This is a genomic window from Pseudomonas sp. A-B-19 (assembly GCF_019947515.1).
Classification (GTDB): domain Bacteria; phylum Pseudomonadota; class Gammaproteobacteria; order Pseudomonadales; family Pseudomonadaceae; genus Aquipseudomonas.
In genome coordinates this window covers 86117-104878 of the sequence record NZ_JAGYGN010000007.1, presented here as the reverse complement: position 1 = coordinate 104878, position 18762 = coordinate 86117, and the positions used below count along the sequence as shown (strand labels likewise).

The 18762-nt window shown below is 60.9% G+C and carries 14 protein-coding genes and 1 riboswitch; of the genes, 8 read left to right on the top strand and 6 right to left on the bottom strand.

What is annotated here, in order from left to right; translation table 11 throughout:
- The first annotated feature begins 25 nt into the window (after positions 1-25).
- Positions 26-772 (top strand): RsiV family protein, encoded by a 747-nt coding sequence (locus KGA81_RS10225; protein ID WP_223545693.1) that lies wholly within the window; start codon positions 26-28, stop codon positions 770-772.
- On the opposite strand, the gene cytX is transcribed toward KGA81_RS10225, so the two are convergent.
- Both cytX and thiC read right to left on the bottom strand, forming a co-directional pair.
- On the bottom strand, positions 741-2033 hold the full coding sequence (gene cytX / locus KGA81_RS10220) for a putative hydroxymethylpyrimidine transporter CytX (RefSeq protein WP_223545692.1): 1293 nt from the start codon (positions 2031-2033) through the stop codon (positions 741-743). The genes KGA81_RS10225 and cytX overlap by 32 nt on opposite strands.
- A gap of 152 nt (positions 2034-2185) precedes the next feature.
- On the bottom strand, positions 2186-4075 hold the full coding sequence (gene thiC, locus KGA81_RS10215) for a phosphomethylpyrimidine synthase ThiC (protein WP_223545691.1): 1890 nt from the start codon (positions 4073-4075) through the stop codon (positions 2186-2188).
- A gap of 165 nt (positions 4076-4240) precedes the next feature.
- A riboswitch (TPP riboswitch) is annotated at positions 4241-4346 on the bottom strand.
- 205 nt (positions 4347-4551) lie between these two features.
- Between thiC and KGA81_RS10210 the strand changes: the two genes are divergently transcribed.
- Complete coding sequence (locus KGA81_RS10210; protein WP_223545690.1) at positions 4552-5991, top strand: TolC family outer membrane protein; 1440 nt, start codon at positions 4552-4554, stop codon at positions 5989-5991.
- 101 nt (positions 5992-6092) lie between these two features.
- On the opposite strand, the gene waaA is transcribed toward KGA81_RS10210, so the two are convergent.
- Together waaA and KGA81_RS10200 are read right to left on the bottom strand one after the other, a co-directional pair.
- Positions 6093-7370 (bottom strand): lipid IV(A) 3-deoxy-D-manno-octulosonic acid transferase, encoded by a 1278-nt coding sequence (waaA, locus tag KGA81_RS10205; protein ID WP_223545689.1) that lies wholly within the window; start codon positions 7368-7370, stop codon positions 6093-6095.
- A gap of 11 nt (positions 7371-7381) precedes the next feature.
- Entirely contained in the window at positions 7382-8284 is a 903-nt protein-coding gene (locus tag KGA81_RS10200; protein ID WP_177413258.1) for a LysR family transcriptional regulator, read from the bottom strand.
- 103 nt (positions 8285-8387) lie between these two features.
- Between KGA81_RS10200 and KGA81_RS10195 the strand changes: the two genes are divergently transcribed.
- From KGA81_RS10195 to KGA81_RS10180, 4 genes are all read left to right on the top strand, one after another.
- Positions 8388-8720 (top strand): DMT family transporter, encoded by a 333-nt coding sequence (locus KGA81_RS10195; protein WP_007977444.1) that lies wholly within the window; start codon positions 8388-8390, stop codon positions 8718-8720.
- Positions 8721-8921: 201 nt separating this feature from the next.
- Complete coding sequence (locus KGA81_RS10190) at positions 8922-10097, top strand: NAD(P)/FAD-dependent oxidoreductase (RefSeq protein WP_223545688.1); 1176 nt, start codon at positions 8922-8924, stop codon at positions 10095-10097.
- Positions 10094-10906: an aldo/keto reductase gene (locus KGA81_RS10185; RefSeq protein ID WP_223545687.1), complete on the top strand. Its 813-nt coding sequence runs from the start codon at positions 10094-10096 to the stop codon at positions 10904-10906. The genes KGA81_RS10190 and KGA81_RS10185 overlap by 4 nt, the downstream gene beginning before the upstream one ends.
- Positions 10907-10938: 32 nt before the next feature.
- Positions 10939-11907: a metal ABC transporter ATPase gene (locus KGA81_RS10180; protein ID WP_223545686.1), complete on the top strand. Its 969-nt coding sequence runs from the start codon at positions 10939-10941 to the stop codon at positions 11905-11907.
- A gap of 126 nt (positions 11908-12033) precedes the next feature.
- Here KGA81_RS10180 and hldE read toward each other — a convergent pair whose 3' ends face one another.
- Both hldE and msbA read right to left on the bottom strand, forming a co-directional pair.
- On the bottom strand, positions 12034-13458 hold the full coding sequence (hldE, locus tag KGA81_RS10175; protein WP_223545685.1) for a bifunctional D-glycero-beta-D-manno-heptose-7-phosphate kinase/D-glycero-beta-D-manno-heptose 1-phosphate adenylyltransferase HldE: 1425 nt from the start codon (positions 13456-13458) through the stop codon (positions 12034-12036).
- A 253-nt stretch (positions 13459-13711) separates the two neighbouring features.
- The gene (gene msbA / locus KGA81_RS10170) at positions 13712-15514 is read right to left on the bottom strand and encodes a lipid A export permease/ATP-binding protein MsbA (protein WP_223545684.1); all 1803 of its coding nucleotides are present in this window, start codon (positions 15512-15514) and stop codon (positions 13712-13714) included.
- A 154-nt stretch (positions 15515-15668) separates the two neighbouring features.
- Between msbA and KGA81_RS10165 the strand changes: the two genes are divergently transcribed.
- Positions 15669-17534 carry a bifunctional O-antigen ligase/aminoglycoside phosphotransferase family protein gene (locus tag KGA81_RS10165; protein WP_223545683.1) on the top strand — a complete coding sequence of 622 codons (1866 nt, stop codon included), beginning with the start codon at positions 15669-15671 and terminating at the stop codon, positions 17532-17534.
- Positions 17531-18754 (top strand): acyltransferase family protein, encoded by a 1224-nt coding sequence (locus KGA81_RS10160; RefSeq protein WP_223545682.1) that lies wholly within the window; start codon positions 17531-17533, stop codon positions 18752-18754. Before KGA81_RS10165 ends, KGA81_RS10160 begins: the two co-directional genes overlap by 4 nt.
- Positions 18755-18762: the final 8 nt, after the last annotated feature.

Here is an 18762-nt window from a genome sequence, read left to right as displayed (position 1 = left end):
TTCCCCTGTTTCAGAAAGGACGCTCATGTCGCTTTTCAAAATCGCCTCCGTGGCCGCTATCGCCCTGACCCTGGGCGCTTGCGCGAGTCTGTTCCAGCCCAACTACCGGACGCCGCTGGAAACCACCCGTGACGCTTCGGAGCAGCTCAAACCCGGTTGCAGCAACCCGGATTGCCCGCTGGTCAACATCGACACCCTGCACTTCCCGGCCGAGCCTGCACTGGACGCCATCATCGAAAAACGCCTGCTGCAAATGACCCGCACCTCGCCCGACGCGCCGGTGGCACCGACCCTGGCGGCCTATCGCGAAGAGTTTTTGCGCACCGCAGGCCCGCGCAACAGCAGCTACTTACAGGCAAAGGTACGCGAGCAGCATGACGGCTTGGTGATCGTCGAATTGTCCAGCTACCTGGACACCGACGGTGCCCATGGCACGCCGGGGCGAGGTTTTATCAACTACTCGCGCCAGCAGCATAAAGTGCTGACGTTGTCGGACATGCTGGTGCCAGGACAGGAGGAAGCGTTCTGGAAAGCGGCGCAGGTGGCGCACAACAGCTGGCTGATCAGCACCAGGCTCGATCAGGAACAGGAGTTCGTGAAGAGCTGGCCGTTCCAGAAAACCCAGAACGTGGCGCTGACCTACGGCGGGGTGATCCTCAAGTACGAAACCAGCAGCATCGCGCCTTTCGCGCTGGGCCATGTCGAACTGAAGATCCCCTACCCTCGCCTGAACGGCATCATCAAACCCGAGCTGTTTCCCGGCCGTAACTGAAGGCCCGGCCCAGCACTAGCTGCAGCAGCCCTGCCACTACCAGTGCCGGCAGGGTGGCGCCGACATCCGGATACAGGTTGGCCAGCAAATGATAGGTGCTGACCCCGCCCAGCCAGGCGAGCAGCGCCGGCCAGCGCAATGCGGCCGAGGCCACCTGGCCGCTACGCTTGCGCAGGATGAAGTGGTCCACCAGCACCACGCCGAACAACGGCGCAAACACCGAACCGATCAGCAGCAGGAAGTTCTGGTACTGGGCCAACGGCGCCAGCAGGGCAATCAGTGTGCAGATGACGCCGATGGCCAGGGCCAGGTGCTCGACTTTGGCGCGCAACAGAATCCCGCTGGACACCGCCGCCGAGTGAATATCGGCAAAGGCGTTTTCCGATTCATCCAGAAGAATCAGCAGCAGCGGAATCCCCAGGCCGGCACCGGCCAGCGCCAGCAGTAAGGCATTGACTTCACCGCTCGGCGCGAACGCCAGGGTGTAGGCCACGCCCAGGCTCATCAGCCAGAAATTACCGATGAAGAAACCAATGGCGGTGCCACCGAAGACGTTTTTCGCCCGCTTGCCGAAGCGCGAGTAGTCGGCGATCAAAGGCAACCACGAGAGCGGCATGGCAATGGCGATGTCGAAACCCACGGCAAACGGCATCGAACCGTCACCGGCCTGGGCCCACAACGCGGCCAGGTCGGCCTTGGCGAACAGATTCCAGGTCAGCCAGGTGCACGCGGCCAGCAGCAGCCAGATGCCCCATTTGCGCAGGATCTGCCGCACGAAAGTCAACGGACCGCTGACCGCGAGCAAAGTCGCCAACGCTCCGAAGAACAGCGTCCAGAGCACGGGATTGGACAGCAGGCTGCCTTCGCTGAAGGCCTTGGCGCCCAACAGGCTGGCGGCATCGCGCATGACGATGATTTCGAACGAACCCCAGCCGATCAGTTGCAGCAGGTTCAGCACCGCCGGCAGGCTCGCGCCCTTGGTACCGAGACTGAGCTTGAGCGCGGCCATCGACGACAGGCCGGTGTCGCTGCCAATCACGCCGACCGCCGCCAGCAGCAGAACGCCGACCAGGGTACCGAGAAAAATTGCCAGCAACGATCCGGACAGGCCCAGGCCTGGCGCGAGCAATGCACCGGTCTGCAACACCATCAGGCCGATGCCGAGGGAGAACCACAGGGAAAACAGGTCGCGGCCGCCGAAGACACGTTTGTCGCTCGGCACCGCGATATCGGGGGAATAAGTGCTGGGTTGAATACTCAAGGGTGTTATCTCAGAGGGACATTTGTTGTTGTGAAGATCGCCATCGCGAGCAAGCTCGCTCCCACAGGGGAACTGTGTCGTTCACAAATCCACTGTGGGAGCGAGCTTGCTCGCGATGGCGGCGGTGAAAGCACCGCCGACCTCAGCTCAGATCAAACTTTCTGATAAAGCTGACTGCCTTCCTTCTTGAACCGCTCGGCCTGTTCGGCCATGCCTTGGGCAACGTCCACGTCGACCGCTTCGATCCGCTGGTTAGCCGCATACTCACGGACTTCCTGGGTGATCTTCATCGAGCAGAATTTCGGCCCGCACATCGAGCAGAAATGCGCGACCTTGGCCGAATCCTTCGGCAGGGTTTCATCGTGATACGAGCGAGCGGTATCCGGATCGAGGCCCAGGTTGAACTGGTCTTCCCAACGGAATTCGAAACGCGCCTTGCTCAAGGCATTGTCGCGGATCTGCGCTCCCGGGTGCCCCTTCGCCAGATCGGCGGCGTGCGCGGCGATCTTGTAGGTGATGATCCCGGTCTTCACGTCATCCTTGTTCGGCAGGCCCAGGTGCTCCTTGGGCGTCACGTAGCAAAGCATGGCGCAACCGAACCAGCCGATCATCGCCGCACCGATGCCGGAGGTGATGTGGTCATAGCCTGGGGCAATGTCGGTGGTCAGCGGGCCGAGGGTGTAGAACGGTGCCTCGTCGCAGCACTCCAGCTGCTTGTCCATGTTCTCTTTGATCAACTGCATCGGCACGTGGCCCGGGCCTTCGATCATGCACTGCACGTCGTGCTTCCAGGCAATCTTGGTCAGCTCGCCGAGGGTCTCCAGTTCGCCGAACTGCGCCTCATCGTTGGCATCGGCAATCGAGCCCGGACGCAGGCCATCGCCCAGCGAGAAGCTGACGTCGTAGGCCTTCATGATTTCGCAGATGTCTTCGAAATGGGTATAGAGGAAGTTCTCTTTGTGGTGCGCCAGGCACCACTTGGCCATGATCGAACCGCCGCGGGAGACGATACCGGTCACGCGCTTGGCGGTCATCGGCACGTAGCGCAACAGCACGCCGGCGTGGATGGTGAAGTAGTCGACGCCCTGCTCGGCCTGCTCGATCAGCGTGTCGCGGAACAGCTCCCAGGTCAGGTCTTCGGCCACGCCGCCGACTTTTTCCAGGGCCTGGTAGATCGGTACGGTACCGATCGGCACCGGCGAGTTGCGGATGATCCACTCGCGGGTTTCGTGGATGTGCTTGCCGGTGGACAGGTCCATGACCGTGTCCGAACCCCAGCGAATGCCCCAGGTCAGTTTCGCCACTTCTTCTTCGATGGACGAACCCAGGGCACTGTTGCCGATGTTGCCGTTGATCTTCACCAGGAAGTTACGGCCGATGATCATCGGTTCCAGTTCGGTGTGGTTGATGTTGGCCGGAATGATCGCGCGGCCGCGGGCGATTTCGTCACGGACGAATTCAGGGGTGATGATTTTCGGCACGCTGGCACCGAAGCTGTGACCGGCGTGTTGCTGGTCCAGCAGGCCGGCGGCGCGAGCCACTTCCAGCTTCATGTTTTCGCGGATGGCGACGTATTCCATCTCGGCGGTGATGATGCCTTTGCGCGCGTAGTGCATCTGGCTGACGTTGGCACCCGGTTTGGCGCGGCGCGGGTTGTTCACGTGGGCGAAACGCAGTTTGGTCAGCTCCGGATCGGCAAGGCGCTCCTGGCCGAAGTTGGAACTCAGGCCGCTCAGGCGCTCGGTGTCGCCACGGGATTCGATCCACGGCGAACGCACGTCGGCCAGGCCTTTGCGCACGTCGATGATGACATTGGGGTCGGTATAGGGGCCCGAGGTGTCGTACACCACCACCGGCGCGTTGACCTCACCACCGAAGTCGGTCGGGGTCACGTCAAGGCTGATTTCGCGCATCGGCACGAGGATGTCCGGGCGAGTGCCCTGGACATAGATTTTTTGCGAGCGGGTAAACGGCTGAACCGATTGCTGATCGACCTGGGCCGAGTCACTCAGATTGGTTGCGATTTTTGATTTTGTAGTCATCACGGGCTCTCCAGACACACATCCAGGCAGTGGATTTTTTGTCGGAGCGAACCTGTAAACGAATGGGCGCACGGGTGCTGGAAAACCAGCTGTGCTGTGCTCGATGCTCGAGGGGTGTTCGATTGTCGAACAACATCCCGGACGAAGCACAAGAGGACTCGCCGGGTGACGAGAAATCTTGTTCCCTACGCAGGCGCTAACCTGATCAGGTTCAACGGGATCCGAAATTATTCGATCTCAGCCTCATAGCAAGGCACCCCGACAAGAACCCGGCCAGTCTAGACACAACTGGCAAAGAACGCCAACCCCACGGCAAACACCATGATGAATGGCGTAATTACACGCAGTATCAGGATTGTTGCTGCCCCAATGCACAACTACACTCGCTACGCTGAGCCGCGCATTGACGCTGTCAAAGCGGGGCCTTAGCCTTGGCGCTCAAATTACCTTCGTAATATCAATTCTAGGGATCGTCTATGCTGCGCAAACTCTCACTGGCCCTTGCCGTGTCTTGTGCGTCCAACGGAATGGCCTGGGCAGCAGATGCGCCCTTATCGAACAAGACGGACCTGGTCAGCGTTTATCAGGAAGCCGTCAACAACAACGCCGATCTGGCGGCTGCCATCGCCCAATATGGCGCGCAGAAGGAAGTCGTACCCCAGGCCCGCGCCGGGCTGCTGCCGAACCTCTCGGCCGGCGCGAATATGTCCCAGGTGCGTACGGATCTCGATCAGCCGTCCGCCACGCTCAACCGCGACGCTCATTCTTACCAGGCCACTTTGGCGCAGCCGCTGTTCCGGGCTGATCGCTGGTTCCAGTTCCAGGCCGCCAAGGAAGTCAACGAACAGGCCGCCCTGCAACTCTCGGCGACCGAGCAAAACCTGATCCTGCAGACCGCTGACAGCTATTTCAACGTGCTGCGCACCCAGGACAACCTGGCCTCGACCAAGGCTGAAGAAGCGGCGTTCAAACGCCAGCTCGATCAATCCAACGAGCGTTTCGATGTCGGCCTCTCGGACAAGACCGACGTATTGAACTCACAGGCCAGCTACGACACCGCACGCGCCAACCGGATCGTTGCGCAGCGCCAGGTGGACGACGCCTTTGAGGCATTGATCACCCTGACCAACCGCCAGTACAACTCGATCTGGGGCATCAGCCATAACTTGCCGATCCTGCCGCCAATACCGAACGACGCCAAGGCCTGGGTCGAAACGGCGGGCAGGCAGAACCTCAATCTGTTGGCCAGCAACTATGCCGTCAGCGCCGCCGAGCAAACCCTCAAGCAGCGCAAGTCCGGGCACTTGCCCACGGTTGATGCGGTAGCCAAGTACGAGAAAGGCGACAACGATGCACTGGGCTTCAGCAACCCGAACAACCAGCCCGTGCCGTTCGGTGGCAATGCCGAGCAAACGACCGTTGGCCTGCAACTGAACATCCCGATCTACAGTGGTGGCTTGATCAGCTCCCAGGTGCGTCAGTCCTATGCACAGCTGGACCAGACGGAGCAGCAACGCGAATCCCTGCGCCGGCAGATCGTGGAAAACACCCGCGACCTGCACCGCGCGGTGAACACCGATGTCGAGCAGGTACAGGCGCGCAAGCAATCGATCATCTCCAACCAGAGCGCGGTGGAAGCGACCGAAATCGGCTATCAGGTGGGTACGCGAAACATCGTCGACGTGCTGGATGCGCAACGTCAGCTCTACACCTCGGTGCGCGACTACAACAACACCCGCTACGACTACATCCTCGACAACCTGCGCTTGAAGCAACAGGCCGGGACGTTGAATCCGGGGGATCTGCAAACCCTGGCGCGCTGGCTCAATCCGAACTACAACCCGGACAAGGATTTCCTGCCACCGGATCTGGCCAAGGCGGCGGCTGAGCAGTTGAAAGCACGACCTGATCAGTAAAAGCAAAAGATCGCAGCCTGCGGCAGCTCCTACCACGGGATTGATGTTCATCCTGTAGGAGGGGCCGCAGGCTGCGATCTTTTTCTGTCCGACGACTCGGTCTAACGCTCGATCAACCGCCCCAATCCATCCAGCAAGCGCTGCAACGCACCCTGATTGGCGCGCATCACGTTCAACCCGGCCTCTGCCATGCGCTGCGCATCACGGGGCAGTTCGAACAGCCGCTGCACCGCCACCGCCAGCCCTTCGGCATCCTCCACTTCCTGCAACGCCCCGGCACTGCGCAACTGCGCGGCGATTTCGAGGAAGTTGAAAAGATGCGGCCCGCTCAATACCGGCTTAGCGAGGGCCGCCGGCTCCAGCAGGTTATGCCCGCCATTGGGCACCAGACTGCCACCGACGAATGCACTGTCCGCCAGGGCGTAGAGAAACAGCAACTCGCCCATGGTGTCGCCCAGCAGCACCGACGTATTAGCACTGACCGCATCGCCGCTGGAACGCCGGACCGTGGCAAACCCTTGTTGCTGGCACAACCCGTACACCGAATTGAAGCGTTCCGGATGACGCGGCACCAGAATCAGCAAGGCATCGGGATGACCGGCCAACAACTGACGATGGGCCGCCAGCACCACCTCGTCTTCGCCGTCATGGGTACTGGCCGCAATCCACACCGGTCGTTCCAGCGCCTGCCACTGCCCGCGCAATTGGCTGGCGCGCTCAAGCAGTTGCGGGTCGATGGTCAAATCGAACTTGATCGAACCGGTCACTTCGACGGTTTCCGCCCGAGCACCCAGGTCGCGCAAGCGTCGGGCTTCGGCTTCGGTCTGTACCGCGAACAGGCTCATCTCGGCCAGCATCGGCCGGGTCAGCCTGGGGAGCCGGCCGTAGCCCTTGGCCGAACGCTCGGACAGTCGCGCATTGGCCAGCGCCACGGGGATCCCGCGCTTGGCACACTGATGGATATGGTTGGGCCACAGTTCGGTTTCCATGATCACCGCCAGTTTCGGCTGGACCCGATCGAGGAAGCGCCGGGCGGCGCACGGCAAATCGTAAGGCAGGTAGCAGTGCTGGATGCGCGGCTCATTGGCGAACAGTGCCAGGATGCGTTCCGACCCGGTCGGCGTCATGCAGGTCACGGTGATCGGCAGATTCGGATAACGCGCCAGCAAGGCGCGGATCATCGGCGCGGCAGCAATGCTTTCGCCCACCGACACAGCGTGCACCCAGATGCCGCCCGGTTTCATCGCGGGCATCCCGAAGGAAAAGCGCTCGCCGATGCGCCTGGCGTAGGCCGGAGACTTGCGTGCGCGCAGCCAAAGCCGAATCGCTACCAATGGCAGCCCCAGATAAAACAGCGCGGTGTAGAGAGTTCTATTCATGGCGGCGGAGTTTATCGGCTTTTTTCGCCAATCGTCTGCAAGTGCACGGCAAAACGTTCGGCGAGCCAGCGCGCGGCCGGACCGAGCGGCTCATCCCGGCGCCATACCAGCTCCACCACCAGGGCCGGCGGGGTCCATTCGCTGACCAGCTCGACCATCTGATTCTGATAAGTCGGGTACTGCACCACGTGGCGCGGTAACCAGGCCCAGCCGAGGCCACGCACCAGCCATTCGGCCATCACATAGAAACTGTCGGCGCGCCAGACTTGCGGGCTGGCGGGATCACTGCCTGGATAAATGCTCGACGCCGTGGACATCAGCAATTGCCGGTGTTGCGCCAATTGCTGGCTGTCCACTGCGCCTTTACGCGCCAACGGATGATCCTTGCCGCACACCGTGACCATTTCCACGCTGCCCAGCACCCGCCGTTCAAGTGCCTCGGGAATCTGATCATGAAAGAACAGCAGCCCCAGATCGGCGCGCCGCTCCACCAGCTTGCGCGCGACATCGCCTTGGGCGGCGCTGGTCAGTTGCACTTCAAGGCTGGGGAATTTTTCCGCCAGGGCCTCGAAGCTTTCGATGATCGGCTGATACGGCATCGCCTCATCCTGGGCCACACGCAATCGCGCTTCCTGCCCGCGCATCATCGCCAGCGCCCGGCCGTTGAGCCGTTCGCACTGGCGCAACACCTCCCGCGCTTCATCCAGCAAAGCGGTACCGGCTTCAGTGAGCTTCGGTTGACGCCCGCTGCTACGGTCGAACAGGCTGACACCCAGGTCTTCCTCCAGCAACGCTATCGAACTGCTGACCGCCGACTGCGCCTTGCGCTGATCCCGCGCCACGGCAGAAAACGAACGCTGCTCCGCTACGCTGACAAACAACCGCAGTTGCTCCAGATTCCATTGCATGCTCATGGCTCAACCCATCTTTTAAACAGATAGGTAATGACTTTACCGCATCTGGCGAATCACTAGAATGCCGACCTCAGAGAGCGACACTTCACACGAGGATTGACCCATGACCGCTTACTACTACCTGGCCATTGCCATCTGCGCCGAAGTGATTGCCACTGTTTCGATGAAAGCCGTCAAGGGCCTCAGCACCCCGCTGCCGCTGGTGCTGGTCATCCTCGGCTACGGCATTGCCTTCTGGATGCTGACCCTGGTGGTGCGCAGCGTTCCGGTAGGTGTGGCGTACGCCGTGTGGGCCGGCATGGGCATCGTGATGGTCAGCGTTGCGGCGCTGTTTATCTACGGGCAAAAGCTGGACGTGCCGGCGATGCTGGGGATGGCGTTGATTGTGCTGGGTGTTGTGGTCATCCAGCTCTTCTCCAAAACCGCAGGTCACTAACATTTGAAACGCAATCCCCTGTGGGAGCGAGCTTGCTCGCGATGACGGTATGGCATTCAACATCAATGTTGACTGACCCACCGCTATCGCGAGCAAGCTCGCTCCCACAGGGTTACGCGTTGGCTCGAGAGCACTGACGTCAGCCCCTCCAATCTTCGAGTCTGTATACTGCGCCCTCGTCTTGAACACAGAGGTCGCCGAATGCCATCCGTTATTTCCACCGACGTTCTGATTGTCGGCGCCGGTGTCGCCGGCCTCTGGCTGAATGCACGCCTGCGCCGCCAGGGTTTTTCGACCGTGCTGGTGGAGAGCGCCAGCCTCGGCGGCGGGCAGAGCGTGAAGTCCCAGGGCATCATCCACGGCGGCGCCAAATACGCGCTGCATGGCGCCCTGACCGGCGCCTCGGAAGCCATCGCCGACATGCCGCGCCGCTGGCGCAAAGCCCTGGCCGGTGACGGCGAGCTGGATCTGTCCGGCGTGCGCCTGTTGTCCGAGGCCCATTACCTGTGGTCCCCCGGCACCCTCGCCGGCAACCTCACCAGTTTTTTTGCCAGCAAGGCCGTGCGCGGTCGCGTCGATCAGGTCAAGGGCGAACAATTGCCGCCAGCCCTGCAAGACAAGCGCTTCAAGGGCAAGGTCTATCGCCTGGCGGAACTGGTGGTCGATGTGCCGAGCCTGATCCAGCGCCTGGCCGATCTGGCGGGCGATGGTTTGCTCGCCGGGCAAAAGATCGAGCCATTGCTGGAAGACGGCGTGCTGGTCGGCCTGAAGGTGGACGGGCGCGAGATCCGTGCCCAGCGCATCGTCCTGAGCGCCGGTGCCGGGACGGCGGCATTGCTTGAGGCACTGGGCCTGAGCCAGCCCGCCATGCAGCGCCGCCCGCTGCACATGATCATCGCCAAGGGGCCGAGCCTCAAACCGCTTTACGCCCATTGCCTGGGTGGCGGCACCAAACCACGCATCACCGTGACCACGCACCCGGCGGCGGATGGCCAATGGGTCTGGTACCTGGGCGGCGACATCGCGGAATCTGAAGGCGTGGCCCGTGAGCCCGCCGAACAGATCGCCACCGCACAGAAAGAACTCGGCCAATTGCTGCCATGGATCGACTTGAGCACGGTGCAATGGGCGACCTTGCGCGTAGATCGCGCCGAGCCGCTGCAATCAGGCCTGACACGTCCCGACAACGCCTTTGTTGCCGAGGAAGGCCGACTGCTGGTGGGCTGGCCGACCAAGCTCGCCCTGGCGCCGGACTTCGCCGACCGCGTGATCGCCAGCCTGACCCGCGACGGTATCCAGCCAAGCCACCCGGCAGCACTGCCTGAACTGCCGAAGCCGCCGATGGGCGTACCAGCCTGGGAGCAACTGCTGCCATGAGCCAACCGACCCTGCACGACCTGCATCGCCCGCTGGGCAACACCGGCCTGCTGGTTTCACCCCTGGGCCTGGGCACGGTGAAACTGGGCCGCGACCAAGGAGTGAAGTACCCCAATGGCTTCCGGATTCCCGATGACAATGAAGCGCGCATGTTGCTCAAGCTTACCCGCGACCTGGGCATTAACCTGATCGACACCGCCCCGGCCTATGGTCGCAGTGAAGAACGCCTTGGCCCTTTGTTGCGCGGCCAGCGTCAGGACTGGGTGATTGTCAGCAAGGTCGGCGAAGAGTTTGCCGACGGCCAGTCCCGCCACGATTTCAGCGCCGCGCACACGCGAATGTCAGTGGAGCGCAGCCTGCAACGTCTGGAAACCGACTTCATCGACCTGGTACTGGTACATTCCGATGGTAACGATCTGGCGATCCTCAATGACTGCGAAGTCTACGAGACCCTCGCCGCGCTCAAGGCCGAAGGCAAGATTCGCGGTTTCGGCTTTTCCGGCAAAACCGTCGAAGGCGGTTTGAAGGCGCTGGAGCAAGGCGACTGCGCGATGGTCACCTACAATCTGAACGAACAAAACGAGAAGGCCGTCATTGACTATGCTGCTGCACACGGCAAAGCCATTCTGGTCAAGAAAGCCCTCGCCAGTGGTCATGTCTGCCTGAGTCCGAGCGTGGATCCGGTGCGCGCCAGTTTCGAGCTGTTGTTTGAACATCCGGGTGTTGCCAGTGCTATTGTCGGGACCATCAATCCGCTGCACCTCGCCCACAATGTCGCGACCGTTGCCCAGGTCCTACATAGCCACTGACGCCGCCCACGCGGCCTTAAGCAGGAGCCGACATGTCGCGTACGCTCATCAGAAAGAACCCGAGCAACTTCAAGACCCTGCCGTTATTCGTCGAAGCGACCCCCGAAGGCCTGGCTTATCAGAGCGTCGGCAGGCCGCTGAATTTCTCCCAGACCCTGCAACGTCGTCGTCCGGTGACGGTCGGCGACAGCGAACGGTTTGCCCTGGAGTTGGCCAACCTAGGGGTTTCGGTACGCCTGACCCTGCATTGGCAGAATCGCGACTATTGGGTGCTGGTGCGCCAACGCCGGCAAGACCGTGGCGATGTGGTGCTCAAGCTGATCTCCGGTTACGTGCCGGCCCATGAACTGAACCTGCCCTTGCACACGGCGATCCAGGAGATTGCCGAAGAATGCCTGCTGGAAACTCCGGAAGGCTGGCTCGGTGGGCGGTTCAATAACACCTGGCTGCCGACGCCCTACTCGGCCGCCCTGCATTACCGTGAAGCTCTGCCGTTTCGCTTGTCGCCGCTGTCCGGCTCGGCGCGGCCGGTACGTTGCGCCAATCTGATGCTGATAGAGCGTCCTCGGGCTTACGTACAATTACCGACGGCGTCGCTGCAATTGATTTACGACTTGCGCCTGGACGTTCCCAAGGAAGCCAAATCCCTGAGCCTGTTCCATGTCGATGAAAGACTGGAAGGCGATCAACTCGTCGCCCGCCTCGACCGCCAGCGACCCGATCTGTACTTGATGCCCTTGCAGGACGGCCACCCGATGGCTGAGCTCTATACCCTGAAAAAGGATCAACTGTACCCGGCCAGCACGCGCGGCCTGTACCTGGCCGAGAGTTTTGCCCGACAGGAAGGCTGGTTGGTGCGCGATGAGCGGATTCGCTGGAAGGACTGGGTGAGACAGCAGGGATTGACCCCGCCGGGGAAGGATTCGGGGTTGGCGCGGTTACGTGGCAAGGCCAGGCTGTTGCTGAAAAAAATCGTGCCGCGTAAAAAAGTCAGTTCCTGAAAGCGTGCACATAACCCTGTAGGAGCTGGCTTGCCAGCGATGGTCGTTAACGATGACGCGTATCTGCTGATTCAACGCGTGCGCCCTGACTCCATCGCGAGCAAGCTCGCTCCTACAAAAGCTGCGCTATTCGGACTTGCGGATCTTCTCGACAATCGCGGTAGTCGAGCTGTTTTCCACCAGACCCAGCACTTTCACAGTACCGCCGTAGGCCGTCACGATGCCCGCGCCGACCACCTGGTCGATCCCGTAGTCACCGCCCTTGACCAGCACATCCGGCTTGACCGCGCTCAGCAGGTTTTCCGGAGTGCCTTCCGGGAAACTGATGACCCAGTCCACCGCCCCCAGACCGGCCAGCACCGCCATGCGCCGGTCGACGCTGTTGATCGGACGACCCGGCCCTTTCAGGCGGCTGACCGATGCATCGTCGTTTACCGCAACGATCAAACGATCGCCCTGGGCCCGCGCCTGTTCGAGGTAGGTCACATGACCGGCGTGCAGGATATCGAAGCAACCGTTGGTAAACACGATCCGCTCTTTGTGCGCGCGGGCATCGTCGACCGCCAGCAACAGTTGCTCAAGACCCAGCACACCGCGTTCGGAACCTTCCTCGCGCTGGATCGCACGACGCAGTTCCGGCGCACTGATGGCCGCCGTACCGAGTTTGCCGACCACGATACCGGCCGCCAGATTGGCCAGGGCCACAGCGTGAGGCAGTTCTTCGCCAGCGGCAATCGCGGCCGCCAGAGTGGAAATCACCGTATCGCCGGCACCGGTCACGTCGAACACTTCACGGGCACGGGCCGGCAAGTGCAGTGCCGGGTGATCCGGACGCAACAGGGTCATGCCGTGCTCGCCACGTGTCACCAGCAAGGCACCGAGGTCCAGGTCGTGCATCAGCTGCGCGCCCTTGCTCACCAATTCGTGCTCATCGGCGCAACCACCGACGATGGTTTCGAACTCGTTGAGATTCGGCGTGATCAGGCTCGCACCGCGGTAGATCGAGAAATCCTTGCCCTTGGGATCGGCCAGCACCGGAATGCCACGGGCACGGGCGACCTGGATCAGCGCCTGATGGTTTTTCAGCGCGCCTTTACCGTAGTCGGACAGCACCAGCACCTTGATGCCTTCGAGCAACTCATCGACCTGCGCGGCCAGCGCCAGCGCGTCAGTGGCGAAGGGTTCTTCGAAGTCGATACGCAGCAATTGCTGGTGACGGCTCATGACCCGCAGCTTGACGATGGTCGGCTGGTGCGCAATGCGCTGGAAGGTGGCCCGCACGCCAGCGCCCTTGAGGCTGTTGACCAGGCTGTTGGCGGCTTCATCGTCGCCGGTGACACCGACCAGCGAGGCCGGAGCCCCCAGGGCGGCAATGTTCAAGGCAACGTTGGCAGCGCCGCCCGGACGGTCCTCGATGTGATCAACCTTGACCACCGGCACCGGCGCCTCAGGAGAAATCCGTGAGGTACCACCATGCCAGTAACGGTCGAGCATGACATCGCCGACTACCAAGACAGGGGCTTGATCGAATCGCGGCATGGACAACTTCATGGTGCAACCCACATACAGAATGAACAGGGGCGCGATATTAGCACAGGGTTGGCGTCGGCTTGTGCGGTGGCTGCAACCGGATGATTCGTCAGCATTTATTGCTCATTTTTTGAGCACAAACCCGCCAGACGACGACACGCATCGGCTTCATTCATAACCAGGCATCTCGTAGCTTGGGCAACAGTTTCCAGAGATAACGTTGCAACATGCAGACACCCGCCTGAAAGGGCGAGCCAGGCTCGCCCTTTCGGGATCAGGCGATGTCTTCGGCCGGGGCGTCGAGGCCCATCGCGTTGAGGCGCGAGTAGTAGCCGTTTTGCGCCAGCAGTTGATCATGGGTACCGCGCTCGACGATTTTCCCCTGATCCATGACCAGGATCAGGTCGGCCTTCTCGATGGTCGACAAGCGGTGAGCGATGACCAGCGTGGTGCGACCTTTCATGACCTGATCCAGGGCTGCCTGAATATGCCGCTCGGACTCGGTATCGAGTGCCGAGGTTGCCTCATCGAGAATCAGCAGCGGAGCATTCTTCAACAGCGCCCGGGCAATCGCCAGGCGCTGGCGCTGACCACCGGACAACAGCACACCGTTTTCCCCGACCTGGGTGTCCAGGCCTTCAGGCAACTGGGCAATGAAGTCCATTGCGTAGGCATCCTTGGCCGCTTTTTCAATGTCTTCACGGGGGGCGCCAGCCAGGTCGCCATAGGCGATGTTGTTGGCCACAGTATCGCTGAACAGGGTCACGTGCTGGGTCACCTGGGCGATATGCCGACGCAGGTTCAACAGTTTGTACTGCTCCACTTCGACGCCATCGATGAGGATTTCGCCCTTGTCGTGGTGATAGAAACGCGGAATCAGGTTGGCCAGGGTCGACTTGCCGCTGCCCGAACGGCCCACCAGCGCCACCATTTGCCCGGGCTCGACCGAGAAACTGATGTCATTGAGCACCTGACGCTCGGTATCAGGGTAGGTGAAGCTGAGGTTGCGCACGTCCAGGCGACCGCTGACGACGTCACGCTCGACGGTGCCGGTATCGACTTCAGGTTCGACATCCAGTTGCTCGAAGATACTTTCAGCACCAGCCACCCCCTTCTGGATGGTCGAGCTGACTTCGGACAACTGGCGAATCGGCTTGGGCAGCAGGCCGGCCAGGGTGATGTAGGCCACCATGTCGCCGGCTGACGCATCGCCACGCAGGAACAGCACCAGGAACATCAGCACGGCCATGGCGGTATAGATCACCAATTGCAGCAGCGGCGTGTAGATGGCGCCGGTGCGAGTCATGCGCAACTGCTTGTCGGTATTGCCCTGACTGGCGTCGAAGAAGCGTTTCTCTTCGTACTTTTCGCCGCCGAAGCTGCGTACCACGCGATAGCCCTGGATGGTTTCGGACGCCACATGCGTCACGTCCCCCATGGCCAGCTGGATTTTCTTGCTCTGCTTGCGGAATTTCTTGCTGGCCGTGCGCACCATGAGGGCGATCAGCGGCAGGATGGCGACCATGACCAGCGTCAGGCGCCAGTTCATGAACAACAGCGAGGCAAACAGGAAGATCACCGTCATGCCTTCACGAATTACGACCTTGATTGCATCTGTTGCCGCCCCCGTGACCATGGTCACGTTGAAGGTGATACGTGAAATCAGGTGCCCCGAGTTATGCTTGTCGAAATACCGGTTTGGCAACACCAGCAGGTTGTTGAACAACTGCACCCGCAAGTCATGGACCAGGCCCAGGGAAACCTTGGCCAGGAAGTAGTTGCCCAGGTACGACCCCAATCCCTGCCACGCAGCGATCAGGATGATCAACAACGGCACCGCCTGCAGCAGTTGCAGATCCCGCAGGTAGGGCACGTTTGGAAACAGCGCCGCTTCAGGGTTGGACAGACCGTCGACGAAGTACTTGAGGATGTAGCCCAGCATTGGCTGCGTCGAAGCGAAAATCAGAAAACCGACGATGCTGATCAGGAACAGGCTGATGTACGGCCGGACATAGCCGAGCAGACGGAAATAGATTTTCAAGCTCGATGGGCTTGCACTGAGACTGGAGTCGGTCATATCACGCGAATGTCGATAAAAAGGACGCTGACTTTAGCACAGCTTCCCCAGGGTTCTGGCAATCGCATACAGTCTGTGTATTGTGGCGCGTCAAATACCCACCAGATGTCCCTGCCTTGGTACGCTCGCTCAATTCAGGAATAAGTTACTCAGCATGCAATCAAACGCTTTGAACAGCACGTCCAATAGAATCTTCGATTTCATTTGTTTGTGGATCCTTCCGCTCGGTTACTTATTGCTGCTTTGTGCGCTGTTTTTCCTGCCTGGGCGCAGTGCGCATCACAAGCTTTACTATGGCCTGTTCAGCATTCCGGCACTGATTGCGCTGTGCCTGCGTCCGCGGTTCAGCAAAGAACTGCTGCGCGAACCGATCGTCATTGCAGCCCTGCTGTTTGTGGGGTGGGCACTGCTCAGCCTGCGCTGGGGACCGGGCGGCGACATCGACTTCGGTCAGTTCAAACCCCCATTGCACACTCTGTTTCTGTTCGTCGGCTGCTACCTGCTGGTGCGCTATCGCAGCGAAATCATTCAGCCCCTGCTGTTCTGCGCCGCGATCGTGGCGCTGGTCGCCACTGTCTACAACCTGTACAGGTTCGGCCTGATCTACCAACCGGAAATGCGTCTGATCGGAGTAGGTGCGTTCGACAACCCTCTGCTCAGCTCCCACGTTTTCGGTTTTTTCTGTACCTACTGGCTGAGCCTGAGCATGACCTGCAAGCGACACCAGGTACTTTGGTTGAGCATACCGGCGATGGTGATCATGTTCGCCGCCGTCCTGGCCACCGGCTCAAGGACTCCACTGGTTGCACTGACGCTGGCCGCGCTGTGGCTGAGTTACATCTGCTGGAATCGACAGTCGGTCTTCATGCTTGGTTCCATGTTCATCGCCGAAACGGCGACTTTCGCGTTGTTTGCGGACAAGATCTTCGAAAGAGGCAGTTCCTTCCGTATCGAACTCTGGCAAATGGCCCTGGACAGGATCGCTGAACATCCATGGATCGGGCACGGCTACAACGCCGGACTGAGCCTGGACCCCGGCGCCGGCTCCCCCCTTCAGGAGCCCCATAGCTTCGCTCTGGGCGTGCTCTACTACGTCGGCATTATCGGTCTGCTGCCATGGCTGTTCTTCCTTGTGTGGAGCTTCATCAGCAGCCGGCGCCATCGCGTGCAACCGCTGTTTATCATTGCCTCGACCTGGCTGGCCTTCGGTATCGGTGCGGGGCTGACCGAAGGCGGCGGGATTATCTCTCGCCCCAAGGAGCACTGGTTCCTGCTGTGGATCCCGTTGGCACTGATTGCCGCATTGAGCATCAATCAACGGGCCAGGCGCCTGCTGGACAGACCGATCAAGACCGCGACGCCAAGCGCCCTGCAACAGCTGACGGCCGATGCCCGGGTCATCGAAGAAGATGGTTTGGGCCCCAAAGTCCTGCGCCTGAGCGATGGCAGCTTTCTCAAGCTGTTCCGCCGTCGCCGCTGGTACACCTCGGGCAGTTTCACGCCCTACTCCGATCGTTTTGCCGTCAACAGCGTGCAACTGCGCAGCATGGGCATCCCGACACCGCATATCCTCGACCTTTACCGGTTCGAAGACGGCAGCACCGCTGTGCACTACTCTCCCTTGCCGGGCAACACGCTGCGCCAGATCCTGCAAGGCATCACCGCCCCGGCTGTGCGCCAGGCGCTGGTGGAGCGCTTCGGCAAATTCATGGCCCAACTGCATCAGCAAGGGGTCTACTTCCGCTCCCTGCACCTGGGCAATGTGCTGGTGCTGGAGGACGGCGAGTTCGGCCTGATCGACCTGGCCGACCTGCGGATTTACCCTTCATCATTGAGCCCTTCGCTGCGTCGGCGCAATCTGCGCCACATGCAGCGCTACGCATCAGATCGGCACTGGCTGTTCGAGGATCACTTCGAAGCGCTGCTGCAGGGATACGCTGCGGTGGCTTCGAAATCCGACGTGGATAATTTGCACAGGCACGTGCTGGCCGGGAGTCCTCCGGCCCAGGCTCACCGATGATAGAAACCAATCCGCTTATCGCGATGACGGCCTACCTGCTCGCCATCGCGACTGCTGCACTACTGTTGCGCAGCGTGCCAAGACTCACCCGAGAGCTGGAGCATCGCGGCGAAAGCCGCTTTGCCAGCATCGACGGCTTACGCGGGTATCTGGCCTTCGGCGTGTTCGTCCATCACTCGATCATTACCTGGATCTTTCTGCAAACCGGTGTGACCGATTTTCCGCCGAGCAACTTCTACTCGCAGCTGGGCCAGGGCAGCGTCGCCCTCTTTTTCATGATCACCGGCTTTCTGTTCTGGGACCGCTTGCTCACCCACGGGCGGCAACACGACTGGCTGGCATTTGCGATATCTCGACTGTTTCGCCTCTACCCGCTCTACCTGCCGCTGATGTTGACCGTATTTGTCTGCGTGTTCTATTTGCAGGACTGGGAACTCAAGGATTCCGCCACCCAATTCATTGGCCAGACCCTGGCCTGGCTGGTCTTCGACCGGCCAGACGTCAACCAGTACCACCAGACCGGCATGCTGATCTCCAACGTCACCTGGACGCTGGGGTACGAGGTGTTCTTCTACCTGGCCCTGCCACTGGCTGCCATGGTGTTCATTTATCGCGCAGGCTGGATGCAGACGGTGCTGTGCCTGATCGGCATCTACGCGCTGTACCAGGTGGTCGGCTGGGAACACTCGCTGAAGAAGCACTTCCTGGCCAGCTTCCTCGGCGGCATCGCTGCGGCGTATTGGGTTCGCCGTCCACAATGGGTCGCCTGGAGCCAGTCTCCGCTGGCGGGCACCATCGCCCTGCTCGCATTGGCGATCGCCTTTACGGCGTTCAACCGGGCTTTCAACCTGGGAGCACTGCTGCTGCTGTCACTGTTCTTTGTGATCGTCGCGTCCGGCAACACCTTGTTCGGCGCCCTGAGACCACACAGCATTCGCTGGCTGGGGGAAATCAGCTACAGCACGTATTTGCTGCACGGTTTCGTGCTCTGGGTACTGGTGCAGCGACTGCCGCCGCTATTGCATCTTGATGCCCGGCAAGCCTGGGTTTTCCTGCCGTTGCTGGCTGTGTGCAGTTGCCTGCTGATCATCATCAGCAGCCTGACTTACCTGTACGTCGAAAAGCCCGGTATCAATGCCGGCAAGATAACCCTGCGCTGGTTGCGCCAGAACAGGAAGCCGAGAAGAGTGCTTGCGCAGGAGACAGCTCAACAACGTTGAGCCGTCAA